The sequence below is a fragment of the Streptomyces sp. NPDC058257 genome, from assembly GCF_042881845.1.
Classification (GTDB): Bacteria; Actinomycetota; Actinomycetes; order Streptomycetales; family Streptomycetaceae; genus Streptomyces.
The window spans coordinates 14,355-38,975 of record NZ_JBHVXJ010000012.1; the positions used below are offsets into that span (position 1 = coordinate 14,355).

Annotated in this window: 25 protein-coding genes; 9 read left to right on the forward strand and 16 right to left on the reverse strand. The window is 70.8% G+C overall.

The window, feature by feature from the left end:
* Positions 1-316 precede the first annotated feature (316 nt).
* On the reverse strand, positions 317-1,261 hold the full coding sequence (locus ACFVXC_RS26360) for a glutaminase (protein WP_389909469.1): 945 nt from the start codon (positions 1,259-1,261) through the stop codon (positions 317-319).
* Positions 1,262-1,579: 318 nt separating this feature from the next.
* Here ACFVXC_RS26360 and ACFVXC_RS26365 point away from each other — a divergent pair, with 318 nt between their 5' ends.
* Positions 1,580-1,984 (forward strand): hypothetical protein, encoded by a 405-nt coding sequence (locus ACFVXC_RS26365; protein WP_389910003.1) that lies wholly within the window; start codon positions 1,580-1,582, stop codon positions 1,982-1,984.
* Between the two features lie 68 nt (positions 1,985-2,052).
* Here ACFVXC_RS26365 and ACFVXC_RS26370 read toward each other — a convergent pair whose 3' ends face one another.
* The 3 genes from ACFVXC_RS26370 to ACFVXC_RS26380 all read right to left on the reverse strand — a co-directional run bounded on the left by ACFVXC_RS26370 (position 2,053) and on the right by ACFVXC_RS26380 (position 4,428).
* Positions 2,053-2,811: a hypothetical protein gene (locus tag ACFVXC_RS26370; RefSeq protein ID WP_389909471.1), complete on the reverse strand. Its 759-nt coding sequence runs from the start codon at positions 2,809-2,811 to the stop codon at positions 2,053-2,055.
* A gap of 166 nt (positions 2,812-2,977) precedes the next feature.
* Positions 2,978-3,748, reverse strand: coding sequence for an SAM-dependent methyltransferase (locus tag ACFVXC_RS26375; protein WP_389909474.1), 771 nt, complete (start codon positions 3,746-3,748; stop codon positions 2,978-2,980).
* Between the two features lie 131 nt (positions 3,749-3,879).
* The gene (locus ACFVXC_RS26380) at positions 3,880-4,428 is read right to left on the reverse strand and encodes a DoxX family protein (protein ID WP_389909477.1); all 549 of its coding nucleotides are present in this window, start codon (positions 4,426-4,428) and stop codon (positions 3,880-3,882) included.
* Between the two features lie 190 nt (positions 4,429-4,618).
* Between ACFVXC_RS26380 and ACFVXC_RS26385 the strand changes: the two genes are divergently transcribed.
* Complete coding sequence (locus ACFVXC_RS26385; protein WP_389909480.1) at positions 4,619-4,942, forward strand: nuclear transport factor 2 family protein; 324 nt, start codon at positions 4,619-4,621, stop codon at positions 4,940-4,942.
* A 333-nt stretch (positions 4,943-5,275) separates the two neighbouring features.
* On the opposite strand, the gene ACFVXC_RS26390 is transcribed toward ACFVXC_RS26385, so the two are convergent.
* From ACFVXC_RS26390 to ACFVXC_RS26400, 3 genes are all read right to left on the reverse strand, one after another.
* Positions 5,276-6,298, reverse strand: a complete 1,023-nt coding sequence (locus tag ACFVXC_RS26390; RefSeq protein ID WP_389909482.1) for a PhzF family phenazine biosynthesis protein — start codon at positions 6,296-6,298, stop codon at positions 5,276-5,278.
* Positions 6,299-6,414: 116 nt separating this feature from the next.
* Positions 6,415-6,888, reverse strand: a complete 474-nt coding sequence (locus ACFVXC_RS26395; RefSeq protein ID WP_389909485.1) for a lamin tail domain-containing protein — start codon at positions 6,886-6,888, stop codon at positions 6,415-6,417.
* A gap of 187 nt (positions 6,889-7,075) precedes the next feature.
* Positions 7,076-7,927: an SDR family oxidoreductase gene (locus ACFVXC_RS26400; RefSeq protein WP_389909488.1), complete on the reverse strand. Its 852-nt coding sequence runs from the start codon at positions 7,925-7,927 to the stop codon at positions 7,076-7,078.
* Between the two features lie 133 nt (positions 7,928-8,060).
* Here ACFVXC_RS26400 and ACFVXC_RS26405 point away from each other — a divergent pair, with 133 nt between their 5' ends.
* The gene (locus ACFVXC_RS26405; RefSeq protein WP_389909491.1) at positions 8,061-9,695 is read left to right on the forward strand and encodes an alkaline phosphatase D family protein; all 1,635 of its coding nucleotides are present in this window, start codon (positions 8,061-8,063) and stop codon (positions 9,693-9,695) included.
* 24 nt (positions 9,696-9,719) lie between these two features.
* Here the strand turns inward: ACFVXC_RS26405 and ACFVXC_RS26410 are convergent, their stop codons facing one another.
* Positions 9,720-10,724, reverse strand: a complete 1,005-nt coding sequence (locus ACFVXC_RS26410; protein ID WP_389909494.1) for a Gfo/Idh/MocA family protein — start codon at positions 10,722-10,724, stop codon at positions 9,720-9,722.
* A gap of 93 nt (positions 10,725-10,817) precedes the next feature.
* Here ACFVXC_RS26410 and ACFVXC_RS26415 point away from each other — a divergent pair, with 93 nt between their 5' ends.
* From ACFVXC_RS26415 to ACFVXC_RS26425, 3 genes are all read left to right on the forward strand, one after another.
* Positions 10,818-12,161, forward strand: a complete 1,344-nt coding sequence (locus ACFVXC_RS26415) for a Bcr/CflA family multidrug efflux MFS transporter (RefSeq protein WP_389909497.1) — start codon at positions 10,818-10,820, stop codon at positions 12,159-12,161.
* A complete protein-coding gene (locus ACFVXC_RS26420) occupies positions 12,116-13,288 on the forward strand; it encodes a serine hydrolase domain-containing protein (RefSeq protein ID WP_389910005.1) in 1,173 nt (390 codons plus the stop codon). Before ACFVXC_RS26415 ends, ACFVXC_RS26420 begins: the two co-directional genes overlap by 46 nt.
* A gap of 130 nt (positions 13,289-13,418) precedes the next feature.
* On the forward strand, positions 13,419-14,459 hold the full coding sequence (locus tag ACFVXC_RS26425; protein ID WP_389909500.1) for a small ribosomal subunit Rsm22 family protein: 1,041 nt from the start codon (positions 13,419-13,421) through the stop codon (positions 14,457-14,459).
* Between the two features lie 100 nt (positions 14,460-14,559).
* On the opposite strand, the gene ddaH is transcribed toward ACFVXC_RS26425, so the two are convergent.
* The gene (gene ddaH / locus ACFVXC_RS26430) at positions 14,560-15,390 is read right to left on the reverse strand and encodes a dimethylargininase (protein WP_389910007.1); all 831 of its coding nucleotides are present in this window, start codon (positions 15,388-15,390) and stop codon (positions 14,560-14,562) included.
* A gap of 165 nt (positions 15,391-15,555) precedes the next feature.
* Positions 15,556-15,738 (reverse strand): DUF6243 family protein, encoded by a 183-nt coding sequence (locus ACFVXC_RS26435; protein ID WP_389909503.1) that lies wholly within the window; start codon positions 15,736-15,738, stop codon positions 15,556-15,558.
* Positions 15,739-15,894: 156 nt separating this feature from the next.
* On the opposite strand from ACFVXC_RS26435, the gene ACFVXC_RS26440 reads away from it, so the two are divergent.
* Complete coding sequence (locus ACFVXC_RS26440; RefSeq protein ID WP_389909506.1) at positions 15,895-16,524, forward strand: TetR/AcrR family transcriptional regulator; 630 nt, start codon at positions 15,895-15,897, stop codon at positions 16,522-16,524.
* Here ACFVXC_RS26440 and ACFVXC_RS26445 read toward each other — a convergent pair whose 3' ends face one another.
* Positions 16,525-17,433: a glycerophosphodiester phosphodiesterase gene (locus tag ACFVXC_RS26445; protein WP_389909509.1), complete on the reverse strand. Its 909-nt coding sequence runs from the start codon at positions 17,431-17,433 to the stop codon at positions 16,525-16,527.
* A 170-nt stretch (positions 17,434-17,603) separates the two neighbouring features.
* Between ACFVXC_RS26445 and ACFVXC_RS26450 the strand changes: the two genes are divergently transcribed.
* Positions 17,604-18,347 carry a bifunctional DNA primase/polymerase gene (locus ACFVXC_RS26450; RefSeq protein WP_389909511.1) on the forward strand — a complete coding sequence of 248 codons (744 nt, stop codon included), beginning with the start codon at positions 17,604-17,606 and terminating at the stop codon, positions 18,345-18,347.
* 90 nt (positions 18,348-18,437) lie between these two features.
* On the opposite strand, the gene ACFVXC_RS26455 is transcribed toward ACFVXC_RS26450, so the two are convergent.
* The 4 genes from ACFVXC_RS26455 to efeO are packed head-to-tail and all read right to left on the reverse strand — an operon-like array spanning position 18,438 to position 22,823.
* Positions 18,438-19,376, reverse strand: coding sequence for a hypothetical protein (locus ACFVXC_RS26455; protein WP_389910009.1), 939 nt, complete (start codon positions 19,374-19,376; stop codon positions 18,438-18,440).
* Positions 19,279-20,277, reverse strand: a complete 999-nt coding sequence (efeU, locus tag ACFVXC_RS26460) for an iron uptake transporter permease EfeU (RefSeq protein ID WP_389909514.1) — start codon at positions 20,275-20,277, stop codon at positions 19,279-19,281. The genes ACFVXC_RS26455 and efeU overlap by 98 nt, the downstream gene beginning before the upstream one ends.
* Before the next feature lie 15 nt (positions 20,278-20,292).
* Positions 20,293-21,618 carry an iron uptake transporter deferrochelatase/peroxidase subunit gene (efeB, locus tag ACFVXC_RS26465; RefSeq protein WP_389909517.1) on the reverse strand — a complete coding sequence of 442 codons (1,326 nt, stop codon included), beginning with the start codon at positions 21,616-21,618 and terminating at the stop codon, positions 20,293-20,295.
* 41 nt (positions 21,619-21,659) lie between these two features.
* Positions 21,660-22,823 (reverse strand): iron uptake system protein EfeO, encoded by a 1,164-nt coding sequence (efeO, locus tag ACFVXC_RS26470; RefSeq protein WP_389909519.1) that lies wholly within the window; start codon positions 22,821-22,823, stop codon positions 21,660-21,662.
* Positions 22,824-23,106: 283 nt separating this feature from the next.
* Here efeO and ACFVXC_RS26475 point away from each other — a divergent pair, with 283 nt between their 5' ends.
* Entirely contained in the window at positions 23,107-23,766 is a 660-nt protein-coding gene (locus ACFVXC_RS26475; RefSeq protein WP_389909522.1) for a PhzF family phenazine biosynthesis protein, read from the forward strand.
* Between the two features lie 141 nt (positions 23,767-23,907).
* On the opposite strand, the gene ACFVXC_RS26480 is transcribed toward ACFVXC_RS26475, so the two are convergent.
* On the reverse strand, positions 23,908-24,564 hold the full coding sequence (locus tag ACFVXC_RS26480; protein WP_389909525.1) for a heme oxygenase (biliverdin-producing): 657 nt from the start codon (positions 24,562-24,564) through the stop codon (positions 23,908-23,910).
* Positions 24,565-24,621: the final 57 nt, after the last annotated feature.

The following is a 24,621-nucleotide window of genomic DNA, read 5'->3' on the forward strand; positions in this document are numbered from 1 at the left end:
GGGCGGGCCGCCTTCGGATTCCGACCCACCGGCCTCCAGCACGGACAGCGGCCCGCCCTCGCTCTTGTCGGGCAGCCGAACGACAGCACACACCATGCACGATCGAGCACAAGCGGTTGCGGTGGCCACCAGATGGAGAGCGTGACCGGTGATGGCCCAGCAGCCGCCCCTTCTCCGCGATGTCATCGACATCAAGAAGAAGGGCTCCACCTCGGACTTCGTGCTGTCCCTCGCCGGGCGGGACGGCGTGATCCGCGCCATGGCGTATGCCGCGACCTGGGCCGCCCCAGAACACCGACGGGCCGCCTCAGACCCCTCAGAAAACCGAAAGCCCCGTCAACGTAGTGAACCGGTCCAGCGCCGCAACCCCCGACACCGAGTTGCCCCGCTCGTCAAGGCCCGGGCTCCAGACGCAGATCGTGCAGTGGCCGGGGATGACGGCGATGATGCCGCCGCCTACGCCGCTCTTGCCCGGCAGGCCCACGCGGTAGGCGAAGTCGCCCGCCGCGTCGTACGTTCCGCAGGTGAGCATGATCGCGTTGACCTGCTTGGCCTGGCTGTTGCTGAGGAGGCGGGTGCCGTCGGCGCGGATGCCGTGGCGGGCCAGGAAGCCGGTGGCCAGGGCCAGATCGGCGCAGGACGCCTCGACCGAGCACTGGCGGAAGTACTGGTTGAGCAGGGTCGGGACCGGGTTGCCGATGTTCCCGTAGGCCGCCATGAAGTGGCCGAGCGCGGCGTTGCGGTCGCCGTGGGCGGACTCGGACGCGGCGACGGCTTCGTCGATGGCGAGCCGGTCGTTGCCGCTCTCCGCGCGCAGGAAGTCGAGGAGGGTGCCCGCCGCGTCCCCGGTCTGGGTCTGGAGGCGGTCGGTGACGACGAGCGCGCCCGCGTTGATGAAGGGATTGCGGGGGATGCCGTTCTCGTACTCCAGTTGCACGAGCGAGTTGAAGGGGTTGCCGGACGGCTCGCGGCCCACGTGCTCCCACAGGGCGTCGCCCTCGCCCGCCAGGTCGAGCGCGAGGGTGAAGACCTTGGTGATGGACTGCGCGGAGAACGGATGCCGCCAGTCGCCCACCCCGTACACGGTGCCGTCCGGCTCCGCGACGGCCATGCCGAACCGGCTCGGGTCGCATGCCGCGAGCGCCGGGATGTAGTCGGCGGGCCTGCCGCGCCCCGGCGTCTTCTCGATCTCGGCCGCGATGCGGTCCAGGACCGGCTGGTAGGTCTGGGGCGAGGTCGGGGTCCGGGTCATGATCGCCATTTTGCACCCGCGTGGGCGGGGGCCCGGGAAGGAGGTTCGCCGTCGCGGCTGAAATTGGCCGTAGCATGTCAAGAATCATGGGAGCGTGCCTTGTCACCTCAAGGGGCCCATGCCTCAATGAGCAGCGGTCCGGGGTGCTGACCACCCGTCAGTTCCCGGTGCCGTCCCCCCCGCATTCCCCCCACCTGAAGGCAGGACCTCATGAGGCATGGCAGTTACTCAATCGGCAGGCCGGGCAGATTCGGCTTCGGCAGGCCCGGCTTCGGCAGACTCGGTGCCGGGTCGGCGTTGGGCGTCGGCCTGGTCGCCCTGGGCGCGATGGTGATGGCGCCCGCCGCCACCGCGGTGACCCCGGACACCGCGACCATCTCGTTCGACTGCGGTTCCTGGGGCTCGGGTTCGGCGACGCTCAAGGCCGCCCAGGACGGGACCGCCGCGACTATCAGCGTCTCCACGTCGGCGATCAGCGCACCCATTGACATCGGCGCGAACTCGGTCGCCTCGACGCTCACGCTCACCAAGAACGGCTCGGGCACGACGACCTTCACCGGCAACTCCAACCCGGCCATCCCCGCGGGCGGCGAGGTGTCCACAGGGCCGCTGAACGGGACCGTCGCCACCGGCGACAGCCTGGAGGGCAAGTCGTTGAACGTCGTGGTCCTCGGGATCAGCGTGACCTGCAACGCCACGTCGGCACAGGCCCCCGGGCCGTTCGTCTTCTGACGCCTTCTGACGCCTTCTGACGTCGGCTTCTGGCGGCGACCGGCAAGTTCTTCGAGGGGCGGCGGCGCTCAGTCCTGGGCGGCGGCGCCCCTCTCGCTCCTCTCGCCCGCCTCCGCCGCCAGCGGGCGCCAGTACTGGTTCTTGCCCTCGTCCCGTACGACGTACCCGAGATCCTGCAACGCCCCGCCGAGGTCCCGGACGTCCTCCCCGGCATCGCTCTTCAACGCCACCTTCCGTGCCGCGAGGACCGCGTGCGCCTCGGCGGGCAGGCCGGGAGTACCGGGGATCCAGCGGCGGAAGAGGGACGCGTACGGGTCGGCGTCCCGCCACGGGTAGCCGTGCGCACGGAACGCCTCGGCCAGGGTCGCCGCCGATGCCTTGTGCTCGCCGCGCGTCACCTCGCGTGATGTCTCGTCCAGGACCACCAGGTTCTTGCCGTCCAGGAACACCGCCGAGACGCGGTCGCGTCGGATCGTCCGCGTCACGCTGTCCTTCTCGGTCGCCAGCTCCCCGTCGGTGAGCCTCAGCTTCAACGCCTCGTCGATGTCCGTGAAGGCCAGGACCGCCCCGGCGACCAGAGCGACGCCCACCACGACACCGGTCTGCCACGGCTTGTCCAGCGACCCGACGAACGTGATGCCGTCCCGCCAGGGCAGCACCGGCAAGCCCGTCAGCCACCGGGCGAGCGGCGGCAGGGCGAGGCCGATCAGCAGGCCGAGGAGCGGCATGCCGATGAGCAGGGTCAGCAGGTCCGCGCGCGGGTATCCGAGCACCGTCGTCCGGTCCTTGCGGAGCGAGACGGGGCCGAGGCTCTCTTCGCTGGTCATGCCCTCGACGCTAGGCGGGCGGAGGCCGCGGGGGAGCGGCCGAAAGTCGATGAGCGGCAGACTTCGGTCGATGCCGCGCCCCTGATCTCCGTCAAGGACCGCCCTCAGGCCACCGGCATCGAGGTCAGACCGCCCTCAGGCCACCGGCATCAAGGTCAGACCGCCCTCAGGCCACCGGCATCAAGGTCAGATAGGCCAGACCGAGCACCTCGCGGTAGCCCCGCAGCCAGGTGTCGCGCTGGCGGTCCGCCTTCTCGCGGGTCTCGGCGGCCAGCGGGTGGCCGGGGTGAGTTGCGAGCCACTCCTCCACGTCCGTGCGGTAGCCGGACTCGAACTCCTCCCACTCCTGTGTGCTCGCCGTCTCCACCCACAGGGGGCGGAAGCCCGCCGCGATCGCCGCGTCCACCAGGTCGCCGAGGAAGAGGTGTTCGCCCGCGTGGGCATCCGGCCACATCCCGGCGAGTTCGGCGGGGGTGGGCGTGCGCTGCCAGAAGCCCTCGCCCAGTACGACGCGGCCACCGGGGCTGACCAGGCGGCGCAGCGCGCGCAGGGCCGCGGCGGTGTGGCCGGGCGGCTCCGCGGAGCTGAGCGCGTGGCTGGCGCCCAGGCACAGGACGAGGTCGGCGGGGCCGTGGGTGGTATCCGTCGCCGACTCCTCGACGAACGAGACCCGCTCGGCCAGGCCGCGCTCCTTGGCGGCTGCGCGGCCCCTGGCCAGGTCGTCGGCCGACAGATCGACGCCCACGCCGGTGGCGTCCGGGGCGGCATCGAGGACACGGAGCAGCAACTCGCCCCAGCCGCAGCCGAGATCGAGGACGGAGCCGGTGCCCGGCGCGACACGCTCGACGATGCGGGCAGCCCGCGCCCCGGAGAGCGGGCCGTGGAAGGTGAGGCCGGTGAGGCGGGGCGGCAGGTCCGGGGCGGTGGTCTCATTCATGGGCGACGACGCTATCCCGTCAACTCGCGCCGGTGGCAGCCATTTTCGCTGCGATGCGCCGTGCGGCCTTCCGTTGAGCCCGACCATCACGCATGCCATGGGGGCGGTCGGTATGTGCGCCATGGGGTAGGTCAGGCCTCTTCCGGGCCCGCCTGGCTCTGCTGCTGTGCGCGTACGTTCCTCGCCCGCGAGCCCACCGACACGAGCGCCCCGACAGCCGTGCCCGCCAGGGCCGCCGGCACCATCCAGTTGCGGTTGAAGGAGTGGCCGAGCGCGCTGTCGACGGAGTAGGCGCCGGGGCCCGCGACCGCGAGGGCGGCGGATACGACGCCTAGGAACGCCGGGTACTCGTAGCCGCCGCCCTGGCTGAAGAAGCCGTTGGGGGCGTGTACCGCGGTCGCCCCGGCCATGGCTCCCGCCGCCGCGGAACCGGCGGCGGGGGTCGCGAGGCCGAGTGCGAGCAGTGTGCCGCCGCCTGCCTCGGCGAGCCCGGCGATGACGGCGTTCGCCTTGCCGGGCGCGAAGCCGATGGACTCCATGAAGGTGCCGGTGCCTTCGATGCCGTGGCCGCCGAACCAGCCGAAGAGCTTCTGGGCGCCGTGGGCGGCGAGGACTCCGCCGGTTGTGACGCGGAGCAGGAGAAGGCCCAGGTCGCGTCGGTCGAAGCAGGAACTGGTCATGGTGCTGACTCCTGGGGCGAGAGGGGGAGAGGGGGAATGGCGAGCGCATGTGGGTGGGGCGGGTGAGTCCGTGTGTGTCGGTGCTGTCCCCCCACCGTCCGTCAGAGCCTCGCCGCGCACCTGGCTCAATCGGCCGTACGGGTGACCCCGTCCGGTGGCGGGGCCGGGCGGTCGGTGTGACCGTGGGCGCATGAGCATTCAGGTAAACCGGCTCTCGGACCCGACGGTCCGGGCCTTCGTCACCGCCGTCAACGCCCACGACCAGGCCGCCTTCCAGGCAGTCCTCACGCCCGACGCGGCCATGTCCGACGATGGTTCCGACCGGAACATCGCCGACTGGACCGACCGCGAGATCTTCTCCTCGCACGGCCACATGGACGTGGAGAACGAGTCGGACGGCGGGCACGCGCTGATCGTCACGTTCCGCAACGACACGTGGGGGGAGATGCGGACGAGGTGGCAGTTCACCGTCGACGGCGGGAAGGTCTCCCGGTTCGAGACGGGGCAGGCCTGAGGCAGTGGAGAGGCGCCTGAAGCAGTAGCGAGGCCTGAAGCGGTACCGAGGCCTGAAGCAGTAGAGAGAGTCCTGAAGCAGTGGCGCCGCCCGCCTGGCTGCCGGGCTTCGGGACGGGCGGGGGCGGCGCGGACCCCGAGTGGCGGGGCTCTCAGCGATGGTGAGTTGGGGGAGATCGAGCGCACTCTGAGTGAGGTGCGTGAGGTGCGTGAGGTGCGTGAGGTGCGTGAGGTGCGTGAGGCGGGCAGGGCGGGCGGGGAGTAGTCCGTTCGGAGGCGATGGCGCCCGGGCGGAAGGCCCGGGCGGAAGGCCCGGGCGGGGACCGGAACCCACCTATCCCCCGATCCGCACCGCCGCCCCGCTCACCCGCACCCTCGCGTCACCTTCCCGCAAGGTCACCGTGAGTACGCCGGGGCGCCCCATGTCCGCGCCCTGGTGAAGGGTGAGCTCCGACTCGGCCGGGACCAGGGACAGTTCACGGGCGTACGCGCCGAACGCCGCCGCTGCGGCGCCCGTGGCGGGGTCCTCCACGACTCCGCCCACCGGGAACGGGTCGCGGGCGTGGAAGGTCAAGTCCGACTCGCGCCAGACCAGTTGGACCGTGGTCAGGTCAAGGCGGTGCATCAGGGCGGCGAGGCGCTCGAAGTCGTACGAGAGGTCGGCGAGGCGTTCGCGGGTCGCGGCGGCCAGGATCAGATGACGGGCGCCCGCGTAGGCGATGCGGGGTGGCAGCGCCGGGTCGAGGTCGGCCGCGGGCCAGTCGAGCGCGGCCAGGGCCTCGGCCAGGTCGGCCGCCGCGACCTCTGTGACGTGCGGTTCGACGCTGGTGAGCGTTGCCCGGAGGGCGCCGTCCACGTCGGTCACGGTCACCGGCACCGTGCCCGCCCGCGTGGAGAAGACGAAGTCGCCCGCACCGCCGCCCCGCTCGGCGAGTGCGACGGCCGCCGCCACCGTCGCGTGCCCGCAGAAGGAGACCTCGGCCTGCGGGCTGAAGTAGCGCACATCGAAGGCGCGGCCCGCATCCCCGGAGTCAGAACCGGAACCGGAACCGGAACCGGAACCGGAGCCGATGCCGGAGCCCGGGAGCAGGAACGCCGACTCGCTGTACCCCACCTCCGCCGCGATCCCCAGCATCGCCGCATCGTCGAGCCCGGTGGCGTCGAGCACGATCCCGGCGGGGTTGCCGCCCGCCGGGTCGGTCGCGAACGCGGTGTATCGCAGTACGCCAGGAGAGGCGCCAGGAGAGGCGCCAGGAGAGGCGGCGGGAGAGGCGGCGTCAGGAGAGCTGGCGGGAGAGGCGGCGTCAGCCGGGTTCGTCGTCATGTCGCAGGGCAACCGTTCCGCGACCCCGGTCATTCCCGCGGCTCCCCGGCGCGGGCCCCCGACCGGCCGTCACGGAGCGGCTGCCCTGCCCCCCTCCCCATTCACAGTGGCAAGTGGCCGTCAGCGGCAGGCAGTTGAGTCAGCAGCCGTCAGTGGCAGTTCTTGTAGCCGTGGTTGCTGGTCGTCCAGGAGCAGGAGTCCTTGAGCGAGCCGCTCGGCTTGATGAGGCGGGCCTTGTCGCTGGTGTTGTTCCAGACGTACGAGCCGCGGCCCCAGTAACGGACGCCGGACGCGTTGGTGCCCTTGCCCGTGCGGACCTTGACGGTCTTGCCGGTGCCGATCTTGTAGCTGCCGAAGGTGTACGTGTAGCCGGTGTTGTCCTTCAGCTTGTAGCCCTTGAGCTGGATCGCCGAACCGGTGTTGTTGTGGATGTTGACCCACTCCGCGTTCAGCGAGGAGTTGGAGCGGGTGTCCCGGCCCGGGCTGTCGTACTGGATGTACCCGAGGTGCAGTCCGCCCTGGTGGCGGGCGGCCGTGGCCGCGGTCGCGGGGGACGCAGCGAGCAGCGAGGCCGAAAGGGCGGCGGCGGCGAGAACGGCCGGGACGGCGGAACGTATGCGCAAGGTGTGCTCCGAGTGTGCTCTGAATATGGAGTTCTCGTGGAGGGCTTGCTGAGCATACGGGGTGTGATGCGCGTAATTGACGCGGTGCTTTCTATTCCGTTTGTGAAGATGTGGGCCGACCGTGAGGGCGGGGTCACGGTCGGCCACAGAGAGAGGCGCCGGACGCCACTGGCGTCCGGCCCCGCCCCTAACCCCGCCCGACGAACGGCATGTTCGTCGCGAGGACCGTCGCGAACTGCACGTTCGCCTCAAGCGGCAGCTCCGCCATGTGGCGCACCGTCCGCGCCACGTCCGACACGTCCATCACGGGCTCGGGCGCCAATTCGCCGTTGGCCTGCAGGATTCCGTCCCGCATCCGCTCGGTCATGTCGGTCGCCGCGTTGCCGATGTCGATCTGGCCGCAGGCGATCCGGTAGGGGCGGCCGTCCAGGGAGAGGGACTTCGTCAGGCCGGTCAGCGCGTGCTTCGTCGCCGTGTACGCGACGGAGTGCGGGCGCGGGACGTGCGCGGAGATGGAGCCGTTGTTGATGATCCGGCCGCCCTGCGGGTCCTGCCCCTTCATCTGCCGGAAGGCCGCCTGCGCGCACAGGAACGCGCCGTGGAGGTTCGTGTCGACGACGTGCCGCCACGCGTCGTACTCCAGTTCGTCGACCGGGACGCCGCCGGGGCCGAACGTACCGGCGTTGTTGAAGAGGAGGTCGAGACGGCCGTAGCGGTCGTGCACGGCGGCGAAGAGCGCGGCCACGTCCTCGGGCCGCGAGACGTCGGTACGTACGCACAGTGCGTCGGTCCTGGCCGGGGCGTTCACCTCGGTGGACTCCTCCGCGTGCGGGACGGGCCGCACGGCGGCGCCCTCCGACACGCCCGCGGCGATCGCCGCCGTCTCCTCCAGGGTCTGCGAGCGGCGCCCGGCGAGCGCCACGGACCACCCGGCCCGTAGCAGTTCCACTGCCACGGACCTGCCGATCCCGGAGCCCGCTCCGGTCACCACAGCGGTCCTTTTCTGCTCGGTCGGATGCCCAGTTAGCTCTGCGTTCATGGCCCCGCAGCGTACGGGAGGGGCGTCCATGCGGACATCATCCGTCCGCCATGCAGGTGTTGTGTACGCGACAGTCGCGCGTCGTCCCCCACCACTTGCATGCCCAGGACACCAATCGTCAGGGGAGGGCCACATGACACCCGCAGGCCAGCAGGACACAGCAGAGCTCCGAGCCGCCGCCAGCCACTTGGGCCGCCGGCGCTTCCTCACCGTCACCGGCGCCGCAGCCGCGCTCGCCTTCGCCACCAACCTGCCGACCGCGGGCGCGGCGAGCGCGGCGGAGCTGGACGCGCGGAAGATCGCCGACAACCCGTTCACGCTCGGCGTGGCGTCCGGGGACCCGCTGCCCGGCTCGGTCCTGCTCTGGACCCGCCTCGCCCCGTCCCCGTACGAGCCGGGCAGCGGTCTGCCCGCTCAGCGCGTCACCGTCCAGTGGGAACTCGCCCACGACGCCCGCTTCCGCCGTGTGGCCAGACGCGGTTCCGTCATCGCCCATCCCGAGTTCAACCACTCCGTACGCGTCGAGGTGGGCTACCTCGACGCCGACCGGACCTACTACTTCCGCTTCAGGACGGGGAAGTGGATCAGCGAGACGGGCCGGACCCGCACCGCCCCCGCGCTCGGCGGCAAGGTGAGCTCACTGAAGCTCGCCGCGGTCTCCTGCCAGGCGTACCACGACGGCTACTTCACCGCGTACAAACACCTGGCGCAGGACGACGTGGACGTCGTCTTCCACCTCGGCGACTACCTCTACGAGTACGCGGTGAACTCGGTCGGCGGCAACCGCCACTACACCGACCGCACCCTGCCCGCCCTCTACAACCGCGAGACGCAGACCCTTGAGGACTACCGCCTGCGGTACGCCCTCTACAAGTCCGACCCCGATCTGCGCGCCGCGCACGCCGCGCACCCCTTCGTCGTCACCTGGGACGACCACGAGGCCGAGAACAACTACGCGGGCGACCGCGACGAGAACGGCAACCCGCCGGCCGAGTTCCTGGTCCGCCGCGCCGCCGCCTACCGCGCGTACTGGGAGAACCTGCCGCTGCGCAGCCCTCAGCGGCCCAGCGGCCCCGACCTGCAGCTCTACCGCCGGGTGCAGTGGGGCAAGCTCGCGCAGTTCGACGTCCTCGACACCCGGCAGTACCGCTCCGACCAGGCCTACGGCGACGGCTCCCACGTGCCGGGGCCCGAGTCCACGGACCCCAGGCGCACCCTCACCGGCGCCACGCAGGAGCGCTGGCTCATCGAGGGCTGGCGCCGCTCGCGGGCGCTGTGGAACGTCGTGCCGCAGCAGGTCAACTTCTCCGAGCGCAAGCTCGACCTCAACGCGGTGGCGAAGGTCAGCATGGACGCCTGGGACGGCTACACCGCTTCCCGCGACCGCGTCCTGGCGGGCGCGGCGTCGGCCGGCATCGAGAACCTGATGGTGCTCACGGGCGACGTGCACGTCGCGTACGCCTACGACATCAAGGCCGACTTCGCCGACCAGGGCTCCAAGACGGTCGGTACGGAGATCGTCGCCACGTCCGTCGCGAGCGGCAAGGACGGCGCCGACAAGCCCGCGAACTGGGACACCTACACCAAGGCCAACCCGCACATGAAGTTCTACAACGGGCGCCGCGGATACGTGACCGTGGACCTCGGCCAGGAGTCCGCGCGCGCCGACTTCAAGACGGTCTCCGCGGTGTCGGCGCCGGGGGCGCCGATCACGACGGCGGCTTCGTTCGTGACGGAGGCGGGGAACCCGGGCCTGAAGCCCGCGTAGTCCGGCGGTTCTGTACGGGTGCGCTCACTCGCCGGGGTAGCGCACCCCGATCCGCTCCCGCACCGCGTCCAGGGTCCGCATCACCGCGAGGGTGCTGTCCAGGGGGACGAGGGGCGACTCGGTGTCGCCCGTGCGCAGGCGGTGCATGACCTCGGCGGCCTCGTGCTTGAGGCTGTCGCGGGGGCCGTCCTCGGGGGCGGCGGTGAACTCCTGGGGCTCGCGGCCGTCGCGGTGCAGCACGAAGCGCTCCGGGAAGAAGAAGCCGTCCGGTACGTCGATGCGGCCCCGCGAACCGGTGACGGAGGCGCCGACGGGGGTGCCCGCGTTGATGGAGCAGTGCAACAGGGCGTGAGCACCGCTCTCCCAAGAGAGCAGCATTCCCGTCTGGAGATCAACGCCCTCATCCGAGAGCGTTGCTCTCGCGCTCACTCCCGAAGGCTCCCCGAGCAGCAGGTGCGCGAACGACACCGGGTAGACCCCGAGATCGAGCAGCGCGCCGCCGCCCTGCGCCGGGTCCCGCAGGCGGTGCGAGGAAGGGAAGGGACCCGCGAGCCCGAAGTCGGCCTGTACGGTCCGCACCTCACCGATCGCCCCCTCGTCGACCAGCGCTTTCAGCCGCCTGACCAGCGGATGGCAGTACATCCACATGGCCTCCATCAAAAAGAGGCCGCGCCGCCGGGCGAGCGTCACCATCTCCAGCGCCTCGCGCGCGTTCAGCGCGAACGCCTTCTCGCAGAGCACCGCGCGCCCCGCGTCCAGGCAAAGACCCGCCGCCGCCCGGTGCGACGCGTGAGGCGTCGCCACGTATACGACGTCGACGTTCTTGTCCTCGGCGAGCGCGGCCCAGTCCCCGTACGCGCGCGGTATCCCGAACCGTTCGGCGAACGCCTTCGCCGACGCGTCGGTCCGCGACGCCACCGCGACGACCTCCGCGTCCGGCATGTCGAGGAGGTTCGCCGTGAACGACGCGGCGATCCCGCCCGTCGCGAGGATGCCCCAACGCACGGGTTCGAGGTTGTCATTCACCACTGGGGCCCCTGTCCATACCGCGGAAATGGTCTCAACCAGCACAGCTGAGCTGAGAGCATAGGTAATCGCACGCCTAATCGGGAGGGAATCCGCATGCCGGAGCACGGCAGCCGCACCACGAGTGGGTCCAAAGACCCCCTCATACGGCAGTCCCGGACAGCGGAGCCGGGCCCTGCCCCCGTTGTCCCCGCCGCCGGGGCCCTCGCCGCGCAGCGCCGCACCGGCCTGCTCGTCACCCTCGTCCTTGGCGGACTCACCGCGGTCCCGCCGCTCTCCATGGACATGTACCTGCCGGCGCTCCCGGAGGTCACCCGCACGCTGCACACGTCCGCCGCGACCGCCCAGCTGACCCTCACCGCCTGCCTCACCGGCATGGCGCTCGGGCAGCTCGTCGTCGGGCCGATGAGCGACAAGTGGGGGCGGCGCAGACCGCTGCTCATCGGGCTCTTCGTCTACATCTTCGCCACCGCGATCTGCGCGTTCGCGCCCACCGTCGAACTGCTCATCGGCTTCCGCCTGTTGCAGGGCCTCGCGGGCGCCGCGGGCATAGTCATCGCCCGCGCGGTCGTACGCGATCTCTACGACGGCGTGGAGATGGCCCGCTTCTTCTCCACCCTCATGCTGATCTCCGGGGTCGCCCCGGTGGTCGCGCCCCTCATCGGCGGCCAGGTCCTGCGCTTCACCGACTGGCACGGCATCTTCGTCGTGCTCACCGTGATCGGCGTCGCCCTCACGGCGCTGGTCTGGCGGTGTCTCCCCAAGACGCTCGCCCCCGAGAACCGGCACAGCGGCGGCACCGTCGAGGCGCTGCGCACCATGAAATCGCTCCTCGCCGACCGCGTCTTCACCGGGTACATGATCGCGGGCGGCTTCGCGTTCGCCGCGCTCTTCGCGTACATCTCCGCTTCGCCGTTCGTCATCCAGGAGATCTACGGAGCGTCCCCGCAGACCTTCAGCCTGCTCTTCGGCGTGAACTCCATCGGCCTGATCGTCGTCGGCCAGATCAACGGCAAGATCCTCGTCGGCCGGGTCAGCCTCGACAAGGCGCTCACCTTCGGCCTCGTCGTGATCACCCTCGCGGCGACCGCGCTGCTCCTCATGACGTCGGGTGTCTTCGGAGACGTCGGCCTGTTCCCCGTCGCGGCCGGGCTCTTCGTCCTGATGTCGGCGATGGGCCTCGCGATGCCCAACACCAACGCCCTCGCGCTGATGCGCACCCCGCACGCAGCGGGCTCCGCGTCGGCGCTGCTCGGCACGTCCTCCTTCCTCATCGGCGCGATCGCCTCGCCGCTCGTGGGCATCGCGGGCGAGGCCACGGCCGTGCCGATGGCCGTCGTCCAGCTCGTCTGCGCCCTGGCGGCCATCGGCTGCTTCATGGGACTGTGCCGCCCCTGGCAGCACTCGGCCAGGCCGAACCGGGAGGGGACGGACCACTGACCGCGCCACGCCTGCTGCGCGCCGGGACGCCGGACCGCGCGGGGCTCGACACGGACGAGATGGGCCACCTCGTACGCGAGGTGCGCGCCCTGACGCGCGGCGAGAGACCTTGGTGCTCCGGCGCCGTCGTGCTCGCCGGACGCGGCCCGGTGATCGCCGTAGAGGAGGCGGTGGGCCGTGCGGTGCGCTACGCGGCGTACGACCCCGAGAAGGACGCGGGTGTCGAACTCCCGCCCGCGCAACAGGTGCTGACCCGCACCGGCACCCCCTTCGACCTGGCATCGCTCACCAAGCTGTTCACGACGGTCGCCGCGATGCAGCAGCTTGAGCGGGGCACGCTCGGCATCGACGCCCTTGTCTCGGCGTACGTCCCTGAGTTCGGCGCGGCTGCCGAGCACGGCATCACGGTGCGCCAGCTGCTCACGCACACCTCCGGCCTCCGGCCCGAACTCCCGCTGTACGACTGCCCGGACGACGCGGCGCGCCTCGCCGCCCTGCGCGCCGAAGCCCCGTCGAGTCCGCCGGGCGAGCACCTCTACTCCGACCTGAACATGCTGCTCCTCCAGCACGTCCTGGAGCGCCTCACGCGCCGCCCGCTCGACGTCCTCGTGCGCGAGGGCATCACCCGGCCGCTCGGCATGGCCGCCACCGGCTTCGGGCCGCGCCCCGACGCGGCCGCCACCGAGGACCAGCGCAGGCCCTGGGCGAAGGCCGATCGGGGGATGCTGCGGGGAGAGGTGCACGACGAGAACGCCTGGGCCCTCGGCGGCGTCGCGGGGCACGCCGGGCTCTTCTCCACCGCACGTGACCTGGCGGTCTTCTGCCGGGCGCTGCTGTGCGGCGGCTCGTACGGCAAGGCGCGCATCCTCGGCCCCGACTTCGTGGAGCTGATGCTGACGCCGCCGGGGCTCGGTTTCGGCGTCGATCAGGCGTGGTTCATGGGGGAGCTCGCGGGACGCGGGGCCGCGGGGCATACGGGGTTCACGGGGACATCGCTGGTGATCGATCCCGTCACGGACACGTTTCTTGTTCTCCTGGCGAATACGGTGCACCCGCGGCGCGGCGCCGCGGACAGCGGGCCTCGGGCGCGGGCCGCCTCCCGGTTGGCCCGGGCCGCGGTTCACTGAGCGCTTGGCCGGGGTGCGGTGATCTGCCCGCGGGCCCGGTGGGGGCTGGTCGCGTCCCGCGGCGGAGCCGCTTGTGTCGCAGTCCCGCGCCCCTTTCGGGGCGCTCCCTCACGCACCCTAGAATCACGGGGTGAACGCCCCGATTTCCCCGGCATCTCCTGCCGAGAACCTGCGCAGTGCCCTCGCGGGGCTCCTCGACGGGTTGCCGCCCAAGCAGGCCGCGCAAGCCGTCGAGCGGCTGATCGCCAACTATCGGGGACGCACCCCGACCGACGCCCCGATTCTGCGTGACCGTGCTGACGTCGCCGCGTATGCCGCGTACCGCATGCCCGCGACCTTCGAGGCCGTGCGTTCCGCGCTCGGGGCCCTCGCCGACGCGGCGCCCGCGGGGTGGGCGCCCGGCAGCCATGTGGACGTCGGAGGTGGCACCGGCGCGGCGACCTGGGCGGTGAGTGCGACCTGGGACGGGGAGCGGCCCGTCACCGTTCTCGACTGGGCCGAGCCCGCGCTGGCCCTGGGGCGTGAACTGGCCGCCGTCAATCCTTGGTTGAAGGCGGCGCGGTGGCAGCGCTCTCGTATCGGATCGGCGCTCAGTATCGAGAGCACCGATCTCGTCACGGTGTCGTACGTGCTCGGGGAGCTGACGGAGAGCGACCGCCGCTCGGTCGTGGACGCGGCGGCGGCAGCCTCCGCTCAGGCCGTCGTCATCATCGAGCCCGGCACCCCCGACGGCTACCTGCGCGTCATCGAGGCGCGGGACCGGCTGATCGCCGCCGGGTTCCGTATCGCCGCGCCCTGCCCGCACAGCTCCGCCTGCCCCATCGTGCCCGGCGAGGACTGGTGCCACTTCTCCGCCCGCGTCAGCCGTTCCTCCCTGCACCGGCAGGTCAAGGGCGGCTCACTCCCGTACGAGGACGAGAAGTTCAGTTATGTGGCCGCCGTCCGCTTCGACGCCGAACCGGCGCCGAAGCGTGTCGTGCGCAAGCCGCAGATCCGCAAGGGCCAGGTCCTGCTCGACCTGTGCGCGACGGACGAGACGCTGCACCGGGAGACGGTGACCAAGCGCCACGGCCCGCTGTACCGTGCGGCCCGCGACGCGCAGTGGGGCGACGCCTGGCCGCCCCACCAGGAGAGCCAGGAGGGTCAGGGGAGCCAGGGGAGCGCTCCCTAGGGCCTCTCGTTCGGATCAGGCCGGGCCCGCGAGGGCCCGGGCACGCGCATCTGCGGCGTTGCCGTCGGTTGCCAACGCTCCCCGCCCACGCCCAGAGGCCCTAGCCGCGCAGCTCCTGCGTGCAGCACTTCACGCTGCCGCCGCCCTTGAGCAGCTCGCTCAGATCCATGCCGACGGGTTCATAACCACGTTCCCGCAGCGGTGCGAAGAGGCCGATCGCGCCCTGCGGAAGCAGCACGTGCAGGCCGTCCGAGACCGCGTTGAGCCCGAGGGCCACCGCCTCCGGCTCCTCGGCGATCAGCGCGTCGGGGAAGAGGCGCCGCAGCACCGCCTGGCTGCCCGGCGAGAACGCGGGCGGGTAGTACATGATGTCGTCCCTCGCGTCTCCCGTGTCGCTGAGTACCGCGAGCGCCGTGTCGAGGTGGTAGTAGCGGGGGTCGACGAGGTCGAGTCCGAGCACCGGGCGGCCGAAGAACTCCTGCGCCTCCCCGTGCGACAGGGGGCTGGCCCGGAAGCCGCGTCCGGCAAGGACGTACGAGGACGTGACGGCGAAGTCGCCCTCGCCCTCGTTCACGTGCGTGGGTTCATGGAGGTCCGTGAAGCCGTGCTCCCGGAACCACTCCAGGTGGGCGAGGGCCTCGGGGCCGCGCTCGGGGTAGGCGAACCGCGCGCCGAGCACGCGGCCCCCGATGACGGTCGCGCCGTTCGCGGCGAAGACCATGTCCGGCAGGTCCGGACGTGGGGTGAGCTCCTCGACGGTGTGGCCGAGCGAGCGGTAGCGGTCGCGCAGGTCCTCCCACTGGGCGACGGCCAGGGGCACGTCGACCGGTTTCGAGGGGTCCATCCATGGGTTGATGGAGTACGTGACCTTGAAGTGTGCCGGTGAGCACATCAGGTAGCGCCGGGGTGTGGCGCGACGAGGAAATCGAATCAACGAGGGCTCCTCATGTACCGCGGTGGTCAGTTCCTGCCCGTAGCGGGTCAGTTGTGCCCATGGTGCGGTCTGAGGAGCCCTCGCGCTGTGATCTGAACGGGTGGTTCGACGAGTGGTCAACCCGGGGCCGCGGATGGTCAGGACGCCATCCGCGTCCCGGCCTCATGACTCGTCGCGCGCCGAGCGGCCTTCCCGCAGTTTGCGCAGCAGCTCACGTTTCTGCTCCTGCGGGCTGAGCCCGCCGCCGACCTGGCCGCCCCGGCCCCCGCCGCGCAGCGCCTTGCGGGAGAGGGTGGTGCGTGTACCGCCCACGCCCAGCATGTTTCCTGCTCCGCCTCGCGTCATGTGCGTACCTCCGGTTCGAGAACTTTCGAGAACTTGCGAGAACATTCCACGAGACGCCTCGTCTCGCTTCCTTGACCACTTTGAGCGAGACGGTGCGTCTTGTCAAGCGTTAATGAGACGGTACGTCTCGGCTCGTTCGCTGCTACATTCGACGGCATGGCCACGAAATCCGCCCCTGACTCCAAGCGCCGCAGCGAACGCTCGCGCCGCGCGATCTATGACGCCGCCCTCGACCTGGTCTCCGAGGTCGGCTTCAGCAAGCTCACGATCGAGGCGATCGCCTCCCGTGCGGGCGTGGGCAAGCAGACGATCTACCGCTGGTGGCCGTCGAAGGGCGCCGTCCTGCTCGATGCCTTCCTGGACCTTGGCCAGCAGGCCGGCGTGGAGGCGAGCACCGCGGCGGGCCACGAGCTGGAGTACGAGATTCCGGACTCGGGGGACCTTGAGGCCGACCTCAAGTACGTCGTGCGGGCCACCATCGACGAGCTCAAGAACCCCAAGTACGACGTGCCGTACCGGGCACTGGCCGCCGAGGGCATGCTCAACGACGAGATCGGCGCCGAGTACGTGGAGAAGTTCCTCGAACCCTCGCTCCAGCTCTACGTGAAGCGCCTGCGGATCGCCCAGGACGCGGGCCAGGTCGCGCCCGAGGTGGACCCCCGCATCGCCCTGGAACTGTGGACGGGCCCGCTCGCCCAGCGCTGGCTGCAGCGAACGGGACCGCTCACGCACGAGTACGGCGACAAGCTCGTCGAGTACGCCCTCTACGGAATCGCGCCCCGCTGATCACACCGGGTTCACCGGCGGCCGTTCCCGCAGGCCCGCGGCGCTCACGCCCTTCGTGCCCTTCGCCGGCGTCCGCGCGAGCAGCCCCGGCGCGTCCGTGATCACGCCGTTGCAGCCGAGCCGCAGGGCCCGGTCGCGCTGGCCCGGGGTGGTCACCGTGTGCGCCCACACCCGGGGGACCCCGGAGTTGACCGCGCGCAGGAGATCGATGTCCCGCGCCTTGTGATCCACGTCCAGTACGTCCACGTACCCGGCCCACCGCTCGGGCCGGTCCGTGCGCATCTGCGTCCTGGAACGCCACACCTGCGAGAGCAGGCCCATCCGGTGCGCGCGCAGGGCGACGCCGGGGTCGTTGGAGTTCACGAACACCGAGCGGGTCAGGCCCCGTGCGCGGATCAGCTTGCCGAGCGACCGCAGACCGCGCGGATCCTTCGCCTCCAGCATCAGCACGATCCGGCCGCCGAAGCGGTCGAGGATCTCGGCGACCGTCGGTGGCCGCTCGGAACGCCAACTGCCGGGCAGGCCCGGACCGGGACGCAGCCTGACCTTCTTCCACTGGCGCAGGGTGAGCGAGCCCACCGGCCCCGTCGACGTCGTCGTACGGTCCAGGGTCGCGTCGTGCATGGCCACGAGCGTGCCGTCGCGCAGTATCCGCGTATCGGCGTCGATGACCTGGGCTGTGCCGCGTTCGTACGCCGCCACCAGGCCGGACATGCTGTTCTCCGGCACCTCCAGGGCGCCGCCGCGGTGTGCGGTGTAGGTGACGTGGGGGAGTGCTTCCACCGTCAGGGGGCCGCCGCCCCATTCGAGCGGGGCGAGGGGGCCCGCGGGAGCGGCCGGTGCGGCGAGGGCCAGTGTGGTGAGGCTCACGAGCCCCGATAGTCCGGTGAGGACAGTCCTGGTGACCATGCCGAACACGGTAGGGGGGTATGTCACCGGTTAGTACGCAATGACGCGCGATGTCACCCTGCGCCTTGCATCACCCCAGCTACCCCGGATGTGGGCTCTGGCCCCCCGAGGAGCAGGATGGTGCGACCATGGGACATGCTTCTCGGCACACATGCGAGGTGAGGGGATAGATGGGCGCGGAGTTCGGTCGCCGTTCCGGCGGGCAGAGCAGGATTTCCCAGTGGCTTCGCCGGCGTCCCCGACCCGAGGACACGGCGGGTGACGAGGCGGACCGCGAGGCCCTCCTGGTCGCCGCGGCGGCGGCGGGCCTGCCGCTCTCACCGGCCGCGCACCCTTCCGCGTACCGATGTTCCTGTGACCGCATTGGATGTCCGACCCCCGCCAGGCACCCCATCTCCTTCGCCTGGCAGACGCAGTCCACGACCGACCGCGGGCAGATCGAACGCTGGGCCAGGCACCAGCCCCAGGCCAACTTCATCACCGCGACGGGCATGGTGCACGACGTCCTCGACGTGCCGCTCGCCGCCGGGCGCGAGGCACTCGCCAGGCTGCTGGCCGACGGCATCGACGTGGGCCCTGTCGCCGAGTCCGAGGGCCCCATGGACGACGGGCGGATGCTGTTCTTCACGCTCACCCGTGGCACCCCGGAGGACGAGGACGAGTGGTGGCCCTGTGAGCTCGACTGCCACCCCGAGACGACGAACGAACACCCCGGTCTGCGCTGGCACTGCCGCGGTTCGTACGTCCTGGTGCCGCCCGCGCGGCTGCCCGGCGATCTGGCCGTCAGCTGGATCCGCGGCCCCGAGCACGAGCTTCCGGACCCGCTGACGCTCCTGGAGACGCTCACCGACGAATGCGCCCGCGTGGCGGGCGAGCCCCAGCACGACGTCGCCGCCTGGCCGTCCAGAGGCTGACACCTGGCCGTCCAGAGGCTGACACCTGGTCGTTCAGAGGCTGACGCCTCGCCGTCGAGAGGCTGACGCCCGGCCGCCGCGGGGCCGTTCCTACTCGCCCCGCGCGCCCGTCAGACCCTGGATGCGGCTCAGGAACGACACCTTGCCCGATCCCGCCGGGTCGATGACGACCTGGTTGGAGACGCGCTCCAGCGTGACCGACTGCTTGACGTCGCCCTTGAGGAGCGGCTTCACGTCGGGATCCACGGTGAGGTTCACGCCCTTCGCGGCGGTCTGCTTCTCGTAGTGATGCGTCGAGAAGAAGACCATCGCGCCGCCGTCCTGGGTGCGCAGGCCCACCGGAGCGAACGTTCCGTCGTTCCGCGGCTCGTCGATGTACTGGATGGCCAAGCCGCGGCGCTTGGTGTTCTTGTCGCGGGCCGCCTTCCACAGCGACGTGTGGTCGCCCGGCTCGAACGCGTCGCCGCCCGACTTCAGATACGTCGTGTACTGCTCGCCGAGGTTCTTCGGCGCCATGGCCAGGGCCTTCGAGTTCAGCTCGACCGGCTCCGCCCAGCCGTCCTTGTCCTTCTTCAGCTCGGGCATCTTGTCGGGGGACACCAGGTTGAGGTAGGACGCCTCCCACAGCTGGTCCTTGCCGCCCTTGGTGAAGACGAGAAGCCAGCGCAGATCGCCCCTGCGGTTGGACTTCGTGTCCGCGACGAACCACCGGGGCCAGCCGGCCTTCTTGGGGATCGAGAACTTCGCGTCCGTCAGCTCCAGCGGCACCTGCTTGGGGTTGCCGCCCGGACTCCGCGCGCCGCGAGACTTCAGGCCCGCCTGGTTGATGGCGCTCAGCGGGCCCGTGACCCGGGCCGCGTCCAGGGCCGGGTCGTACGCCTTCTCGGCCTTGTTGTACGCGGTGAGGAAGTCTTTCAGCGCGCGGTCGGCCTCAGCCTTCGTCGCCGACGGGATGACCTCCCGCTCCCCGTGCACCGTCACGCACCCGCTCGCCGTCACCGTCAGTACGGTCACCGTCGACGCCACCATCGCGTACCGGACCGGCCGTTGCCGCCGTCCGCCCCGCATCGGAGTGCGCTGCCTTGGAAGCCTGCTCATGCGTTGCGTTCACCTTCCCCTTCCCGGGCCCGAACCCTACCGGGGCGAAGAAGAACGCGAGCGTCGGGATCAGGTACAGCAGCCACACCGTGACCTGGACAACCGTCGGATCCGGCTGGAAGTTGAAGACGCCCTTCAGGAGCGTGCCGTACCAGCTGTCCGGCGGAATCGTCGCACTGATGTCGAACGCCTTGTTCCGCAGGCCGCCGATGAACTCCGCCTCCTGCAGATCGTGGACGCCGTACGCGAGAACGCCCGCCGCCACGATCACCAGCATGGCGCCGGTCCAGGTGAAGAACTTGGCCAGATTGATGCGGACCGCGCCCTTGTAGAACAGCCAGCCGAGCGCGATCGCGGTGAGCAGGCCCAGGAGCACGCCGATCAGCGGACCGTGCGTACCGTCGCCCGAGGCCCGCACCGAGGCCCACACGAACAGCGCGGTCTCCAGGCCCTCACGGCCCACGGCGAGGAACGCGGTGGCGACCAGCGCGCCCGTGCCCATCTGCAGCGCCGCGTCCAGCTTGCCGTGCAGGTCCTTCTTGAGATGACGGGCCGTACGCCGCATCCAGAAGACCATCCACGTCACGAGCGCGACGGCGACGATCGACAGCGAACCGCCGAGCGCCTCCTGCGCCTCGAACGTCAGCTCCTGCGAACCGAAGGTGAGCCCGCAGCCGAAGCCGAACGCGAGCGCGCACGCGACGCCGATGCCGATCCAGATGGGCCGCAGGGCATCACGCCGCTCCGTCTTCACCAGGTACGCGATGAGAATGCAGACGACCAGACTGGCCTCGAGTCCCTCGCGCAGCCCGATCAGATAATTACCGAACATGTCCGTCAGATCCCCTCAGCTGAACAGCGTCCGGCCCCACCAGTCGTCCTTGTCGCGGACGCCCGGCGGGATCGCGAAGACCGCTGAACCCACGTGCTGGATGTACTCGTTGAGCGCGTCGGAGCGCGCCAGGTTGCGCTGCACCGGAATGAAGCCCGTACGGACGTCACGCTGGTAGGCGAGGAAGAAGAGCCCCGCGTCGAGGCGGCCGAGGCCGTCGGTGCCGTCCGTGAAGGAGTAGCCGCGGCGCAGGATCGTCGCGCCGTCGTTGGTGTCCGGGTGCGCGAGCCGGACGTGCGAGGTCGGTTTCATCGCCTTCAGGAACGGCTCGTCGTGCTCCTTGGCCTTGCCGACCGGTGCGCCCCTGCCCTTGTCGCGGCCGAAGACGTCCTCCTGCTCGCCGAGCGAAGTACGGTCCCAGGTCTCGACGTTCATACGGATGCGGCGCGCGACGAGATACGAGCCGCCGGCCATCCAGCCGGGCCCGTCCTTCTCGCCGACCCACACATGCTCGGCCAGCGCGGAACGGTCATCGCCCGAGACGTTGCGGGTGCCGTCCTTGAAGCCGAAGAGATTGCGCGGCGTCTGCGAGCCCGGCGTCGTGGAGGACGTCTTCCCGAAGCCGAGCTGCGACCAGCGCACCGCGACCTTGCCGAAGCCGATGCGGGCGAGGTTGCGGATGGCGTGCACGGCCACCTGCGGGTCGTCCGCACAGGCCTGTACGCACAGATCGCCGCCGCCACGGGACTTGTCCAGGTTGTCGCCGGGGAACTTGGGCAGATCGACGAGAGCCTCCGGCCGCCGGTCGTCGAGCCCGAACTTCTCAAAGAGACCCGGCCCGAAACCGATGGTGAGGGTGAGCCGGGACGGCTTGAGGCCCAGCGCCTCACCGGTGTCGTCCGGCGGCGCCTCGGTGAGCCCGCCGTAGGCGCCCTCACCGACCTCGTGCCCCGCGGTCATCCGCGCGGCGGCCGCCGTCCAGTCCTTGAGGAGCTGTACGAACTCCTCGCGGTCGTCCGTCTTCACGTCGAACGCGGCGAAGTGCAGCCGGTCCTGGACGGCGGTGGCGATGCCCGCCTGGTGTGTGCCGTGGAAGGCGACCGCGCCGCCCGCCGACGACGCGGGCACGGCCTCGTCCCCGGACCGGGCCACCGCGACGGCGCCCCCGGTGACGGCGGCACCGAGCGCGAGCCCGGCGCCGCCCCAGCCGAGGAGCGAACGCCTCGAAGGGGAAACGGAGTTGGCGTCGCCGCGATCCGGCGCGGACGAGCTGTCACTGCCGCCGCTACTGCTGCTGCCGCCTCCGCCGCTGCTGTCGCTGCCGCTCGTGGTCTCGGTCATCGGTCCCATACCCCCTGCCGCTACTTGCTACCTGCTACTTGCTACTTGCTCTTGGCGACGGCGGCGGCCAGCTTCGACAGCGGCTCCGCGAGCGCGTTGACGCCGTCCTGGAGCTCCTTCTGGTCCGCCTTGCCGACCTTGTCGTACGACGTGAACGTGTACGAGTCCGCGCCGCCGCCCCGGCGGTGCTTGCCGAGCAGCTTGTCCAGGGCCGCGAACTGCTTGTCGAGCTCCTTGGTGAGCGCCGGGTCGTTCTCCGACGCGACGGCCTTGAGCAGGCCGTACGCCTTCTGCGCACCCTCGACGTTCGCCTTGAAGTCGACGAGGTCGGTGTGCGAGTAGCGCTCCTCCTCGCCGGTGACCTTGCCGGTGGCGACCTCGTCGAGGAGCTCCTTGGCGCCGTTGGCCATGGACGTCGGGGTGATCTCCGCCTTGCCGACGCGCTTCTGCCAGTCCGTGAGGTCCTTGTCCAGCTGGGTGGCGAGCTCCTTCTCGCGCCCACCGATCTTCTTGTCCTTCCACAGGGCCCGCTCCAGACGGTGCCAGCCCGTCCAGTCCTTCTCCAGGTCCTGGCCCTCCTCCAGGCCGTCCTCGCGGACGTCGACCTTCGGGTCGATGTCACCGAAGGACTCGGCGACCGGCTCGGTGCGCTCCCAGCCGATGCGGGAGTTGGCGTACGCCTTCTTCGCGGCCTCGGCGTCGCCTTCGCGGACGGCGTCGGTGAAGAGCTTCACCTTGGGCAGCGTCGCGTCGGCCTGCTCCTGCGCGTAGGCGCGGTAGTCGGCGACGGCCTTGTCCAGGCGCGGGTCGCGCTTGACGGTCTTGCCGCCGCTGACGGTGACCTTCTGGCGGATGCCGTCGCCCTTCATGCCGGGCTTGCAGGCGATCTCGTACGACCCGGCCTTCACCTCGGCGGTGAGCTTCTGCTTCGTGCCGGGGCCGATGTTCTCGCGCTCGCTGACGATGCGGTCGTCGGGGAAGAGGAGATAGACCTCGGTGACCTTGGAGCCCTTGTTCTCGATGGCGAGCTCGACGTGCCCGGCGGGAAGCCTGGTGGTGGAGACCTCACACTTGTCGTCGGTGGCGGTCACCTCGACGGTGTTGCCGCCGCCCTTGGCGTCGCTCTTCTCGGTGCAGCCCGTGACGGCGGTGAGCGCCGCCGCTGCGGCGATGGCAGTGGCGACGGGGAGGCGGACGGGGCGCATAGGGGCTCCAAGACGGTTCACGGATGATGCCGACGTGCGGTGAGGCGGACCTAACTTAACTGAGCCTTACCTTGTCGATACCCAGCCGTTCAGTGATTCACCTCTCACCAGGTGGGGGCGCTTACGGGGGCATCACGACGGGGCGAAGGGGGATTCATGGGATGGTAAAGAATGGGTCAAAAAGAGTTCCTTCCCCGCCCCCCCCCCGGCCCTTCCCGCCCGTGACAGGGGAAGGCCCCGCGGGGCCCGGCGCCGCACTTCCTGAGGATGCTTGAATGCCCGGGTGAGTGAACTACTTGACGGACTGGACGTCCTGCGAGTCTTCGGCGGGCCCGACGGTCGGCACGGCAATGAGCTGGGTGTCGTGCGCGACGGGGCCCGCGTCCCCGGGCGGGGCGAGCGGCAGGCGGTCGCGGCGAAGCTCGGCTTCAGCGAGACCGTGTTCGTCGACGACCCCGAGCGCGGGGTCATCGACATCTACACCCCTACGTCGCGGCTCCCTTTCGCCGGACGCCCATGCGTCGGTACGTCCTGGCTGCTCGATGTCCCTGAACTCGTCACGCCCGCCGGCGTGGTGGAGGCCCGTCAGGACGGGGAGTTCAGTTGGATCGCGGCGCGGGCCGAGTGGGTGCCGGGGCGGACGTTGCGTTCGTACGGCGGCCCGGCCGAGGTGGATGCGCTCGCGGTGCCCCCGCTGGGGGAGTGGGTGTACGCGTGGGCGTGGGAGGACGAGGCGGCGGGGCGGGTCCGGGCCCGGGGCTTTCCCGGTCGGGACGACGGCATCCGGGAGGATGAGGCTACGGGGGCGGCGGCGTTGCTGCTCTGTGCCGAGCTGGGCCGGGCGCTGAACATCACGCAGGGGCGTGGGTCGCAGATTCTTGCGGCACCGGGGCCCGGCGGGGTGATTGAGGTGGGGGGACGCGTGCGGCTGGCAGGGGGCTGAGGTCTGCCTCCGGCGGTCATTCCCCCGACCCCTCCCCTTCCCGAAAACCCGCTGGGCACGGGGGCCTCGCGGTTGCCGTCATCACCGGCTCCGCCGAGTTCGCCCTCAACCGCCGGACAGGCTGGATATTCCAGCCCGCCCCTACGCCGACAGCGGGAACTCGTCCCCCAGCTCACGGAACACCCCGGTGTTCAAGGCGAAAGCGCGCTTGCACTCGTCCACGATCCGCTGCCGCTCCAACTCGTCGGGGACCACTTCTCCCAGACCGTCGAGCAGCTCCCGATAACCGCGCTTGAACGCGGCCGGGTTGGAGATCCCCTCGAACACGTAGAACCGCACGCCGTCGCCCTTGCGCGCGAAGCCCCACGTCTGCTCCGCCTTGCCGCGGATGATCTGGCCGCCGGAGAGGTCGCCGAGGTAGCGGGTGTAGTGATGGGCCACGTAGCCCCCGGGCCACTCCTGGGCGCACTCCGCGACCCGTGCCGCGTACGCGGCGGTCGCGGGCAGTGGCGTGGCGGAGGACTTCCAGCCCGCACCCCGCAGATGCGCGAGGTCCCGCTCCAGCTCCGCGACGCGCAGCAGCTCGGGCTGGATGAACGGACCGGCGATCGGATCGTCCCGCAGCGCCGCGGCGCCCTCCTCCAGGGCGCGGTACACGAACCACAGCTGTTCCGTGTAGCGCGCGTACGCGTCGACGCCCAGCTTGCCGCCGAGCAGGTCGCTCATGAACGTCGAGGTCTCCGCCTCCGTGTGCTGCTCGTGCGAGGCGGTGCGGATGACCGTGGAGAACGGATCCATGAGGGACCTCCGAAGCCGAAGAAAGCGGGTGAGCCTAAGAGAAGCCGAAGAAATGCC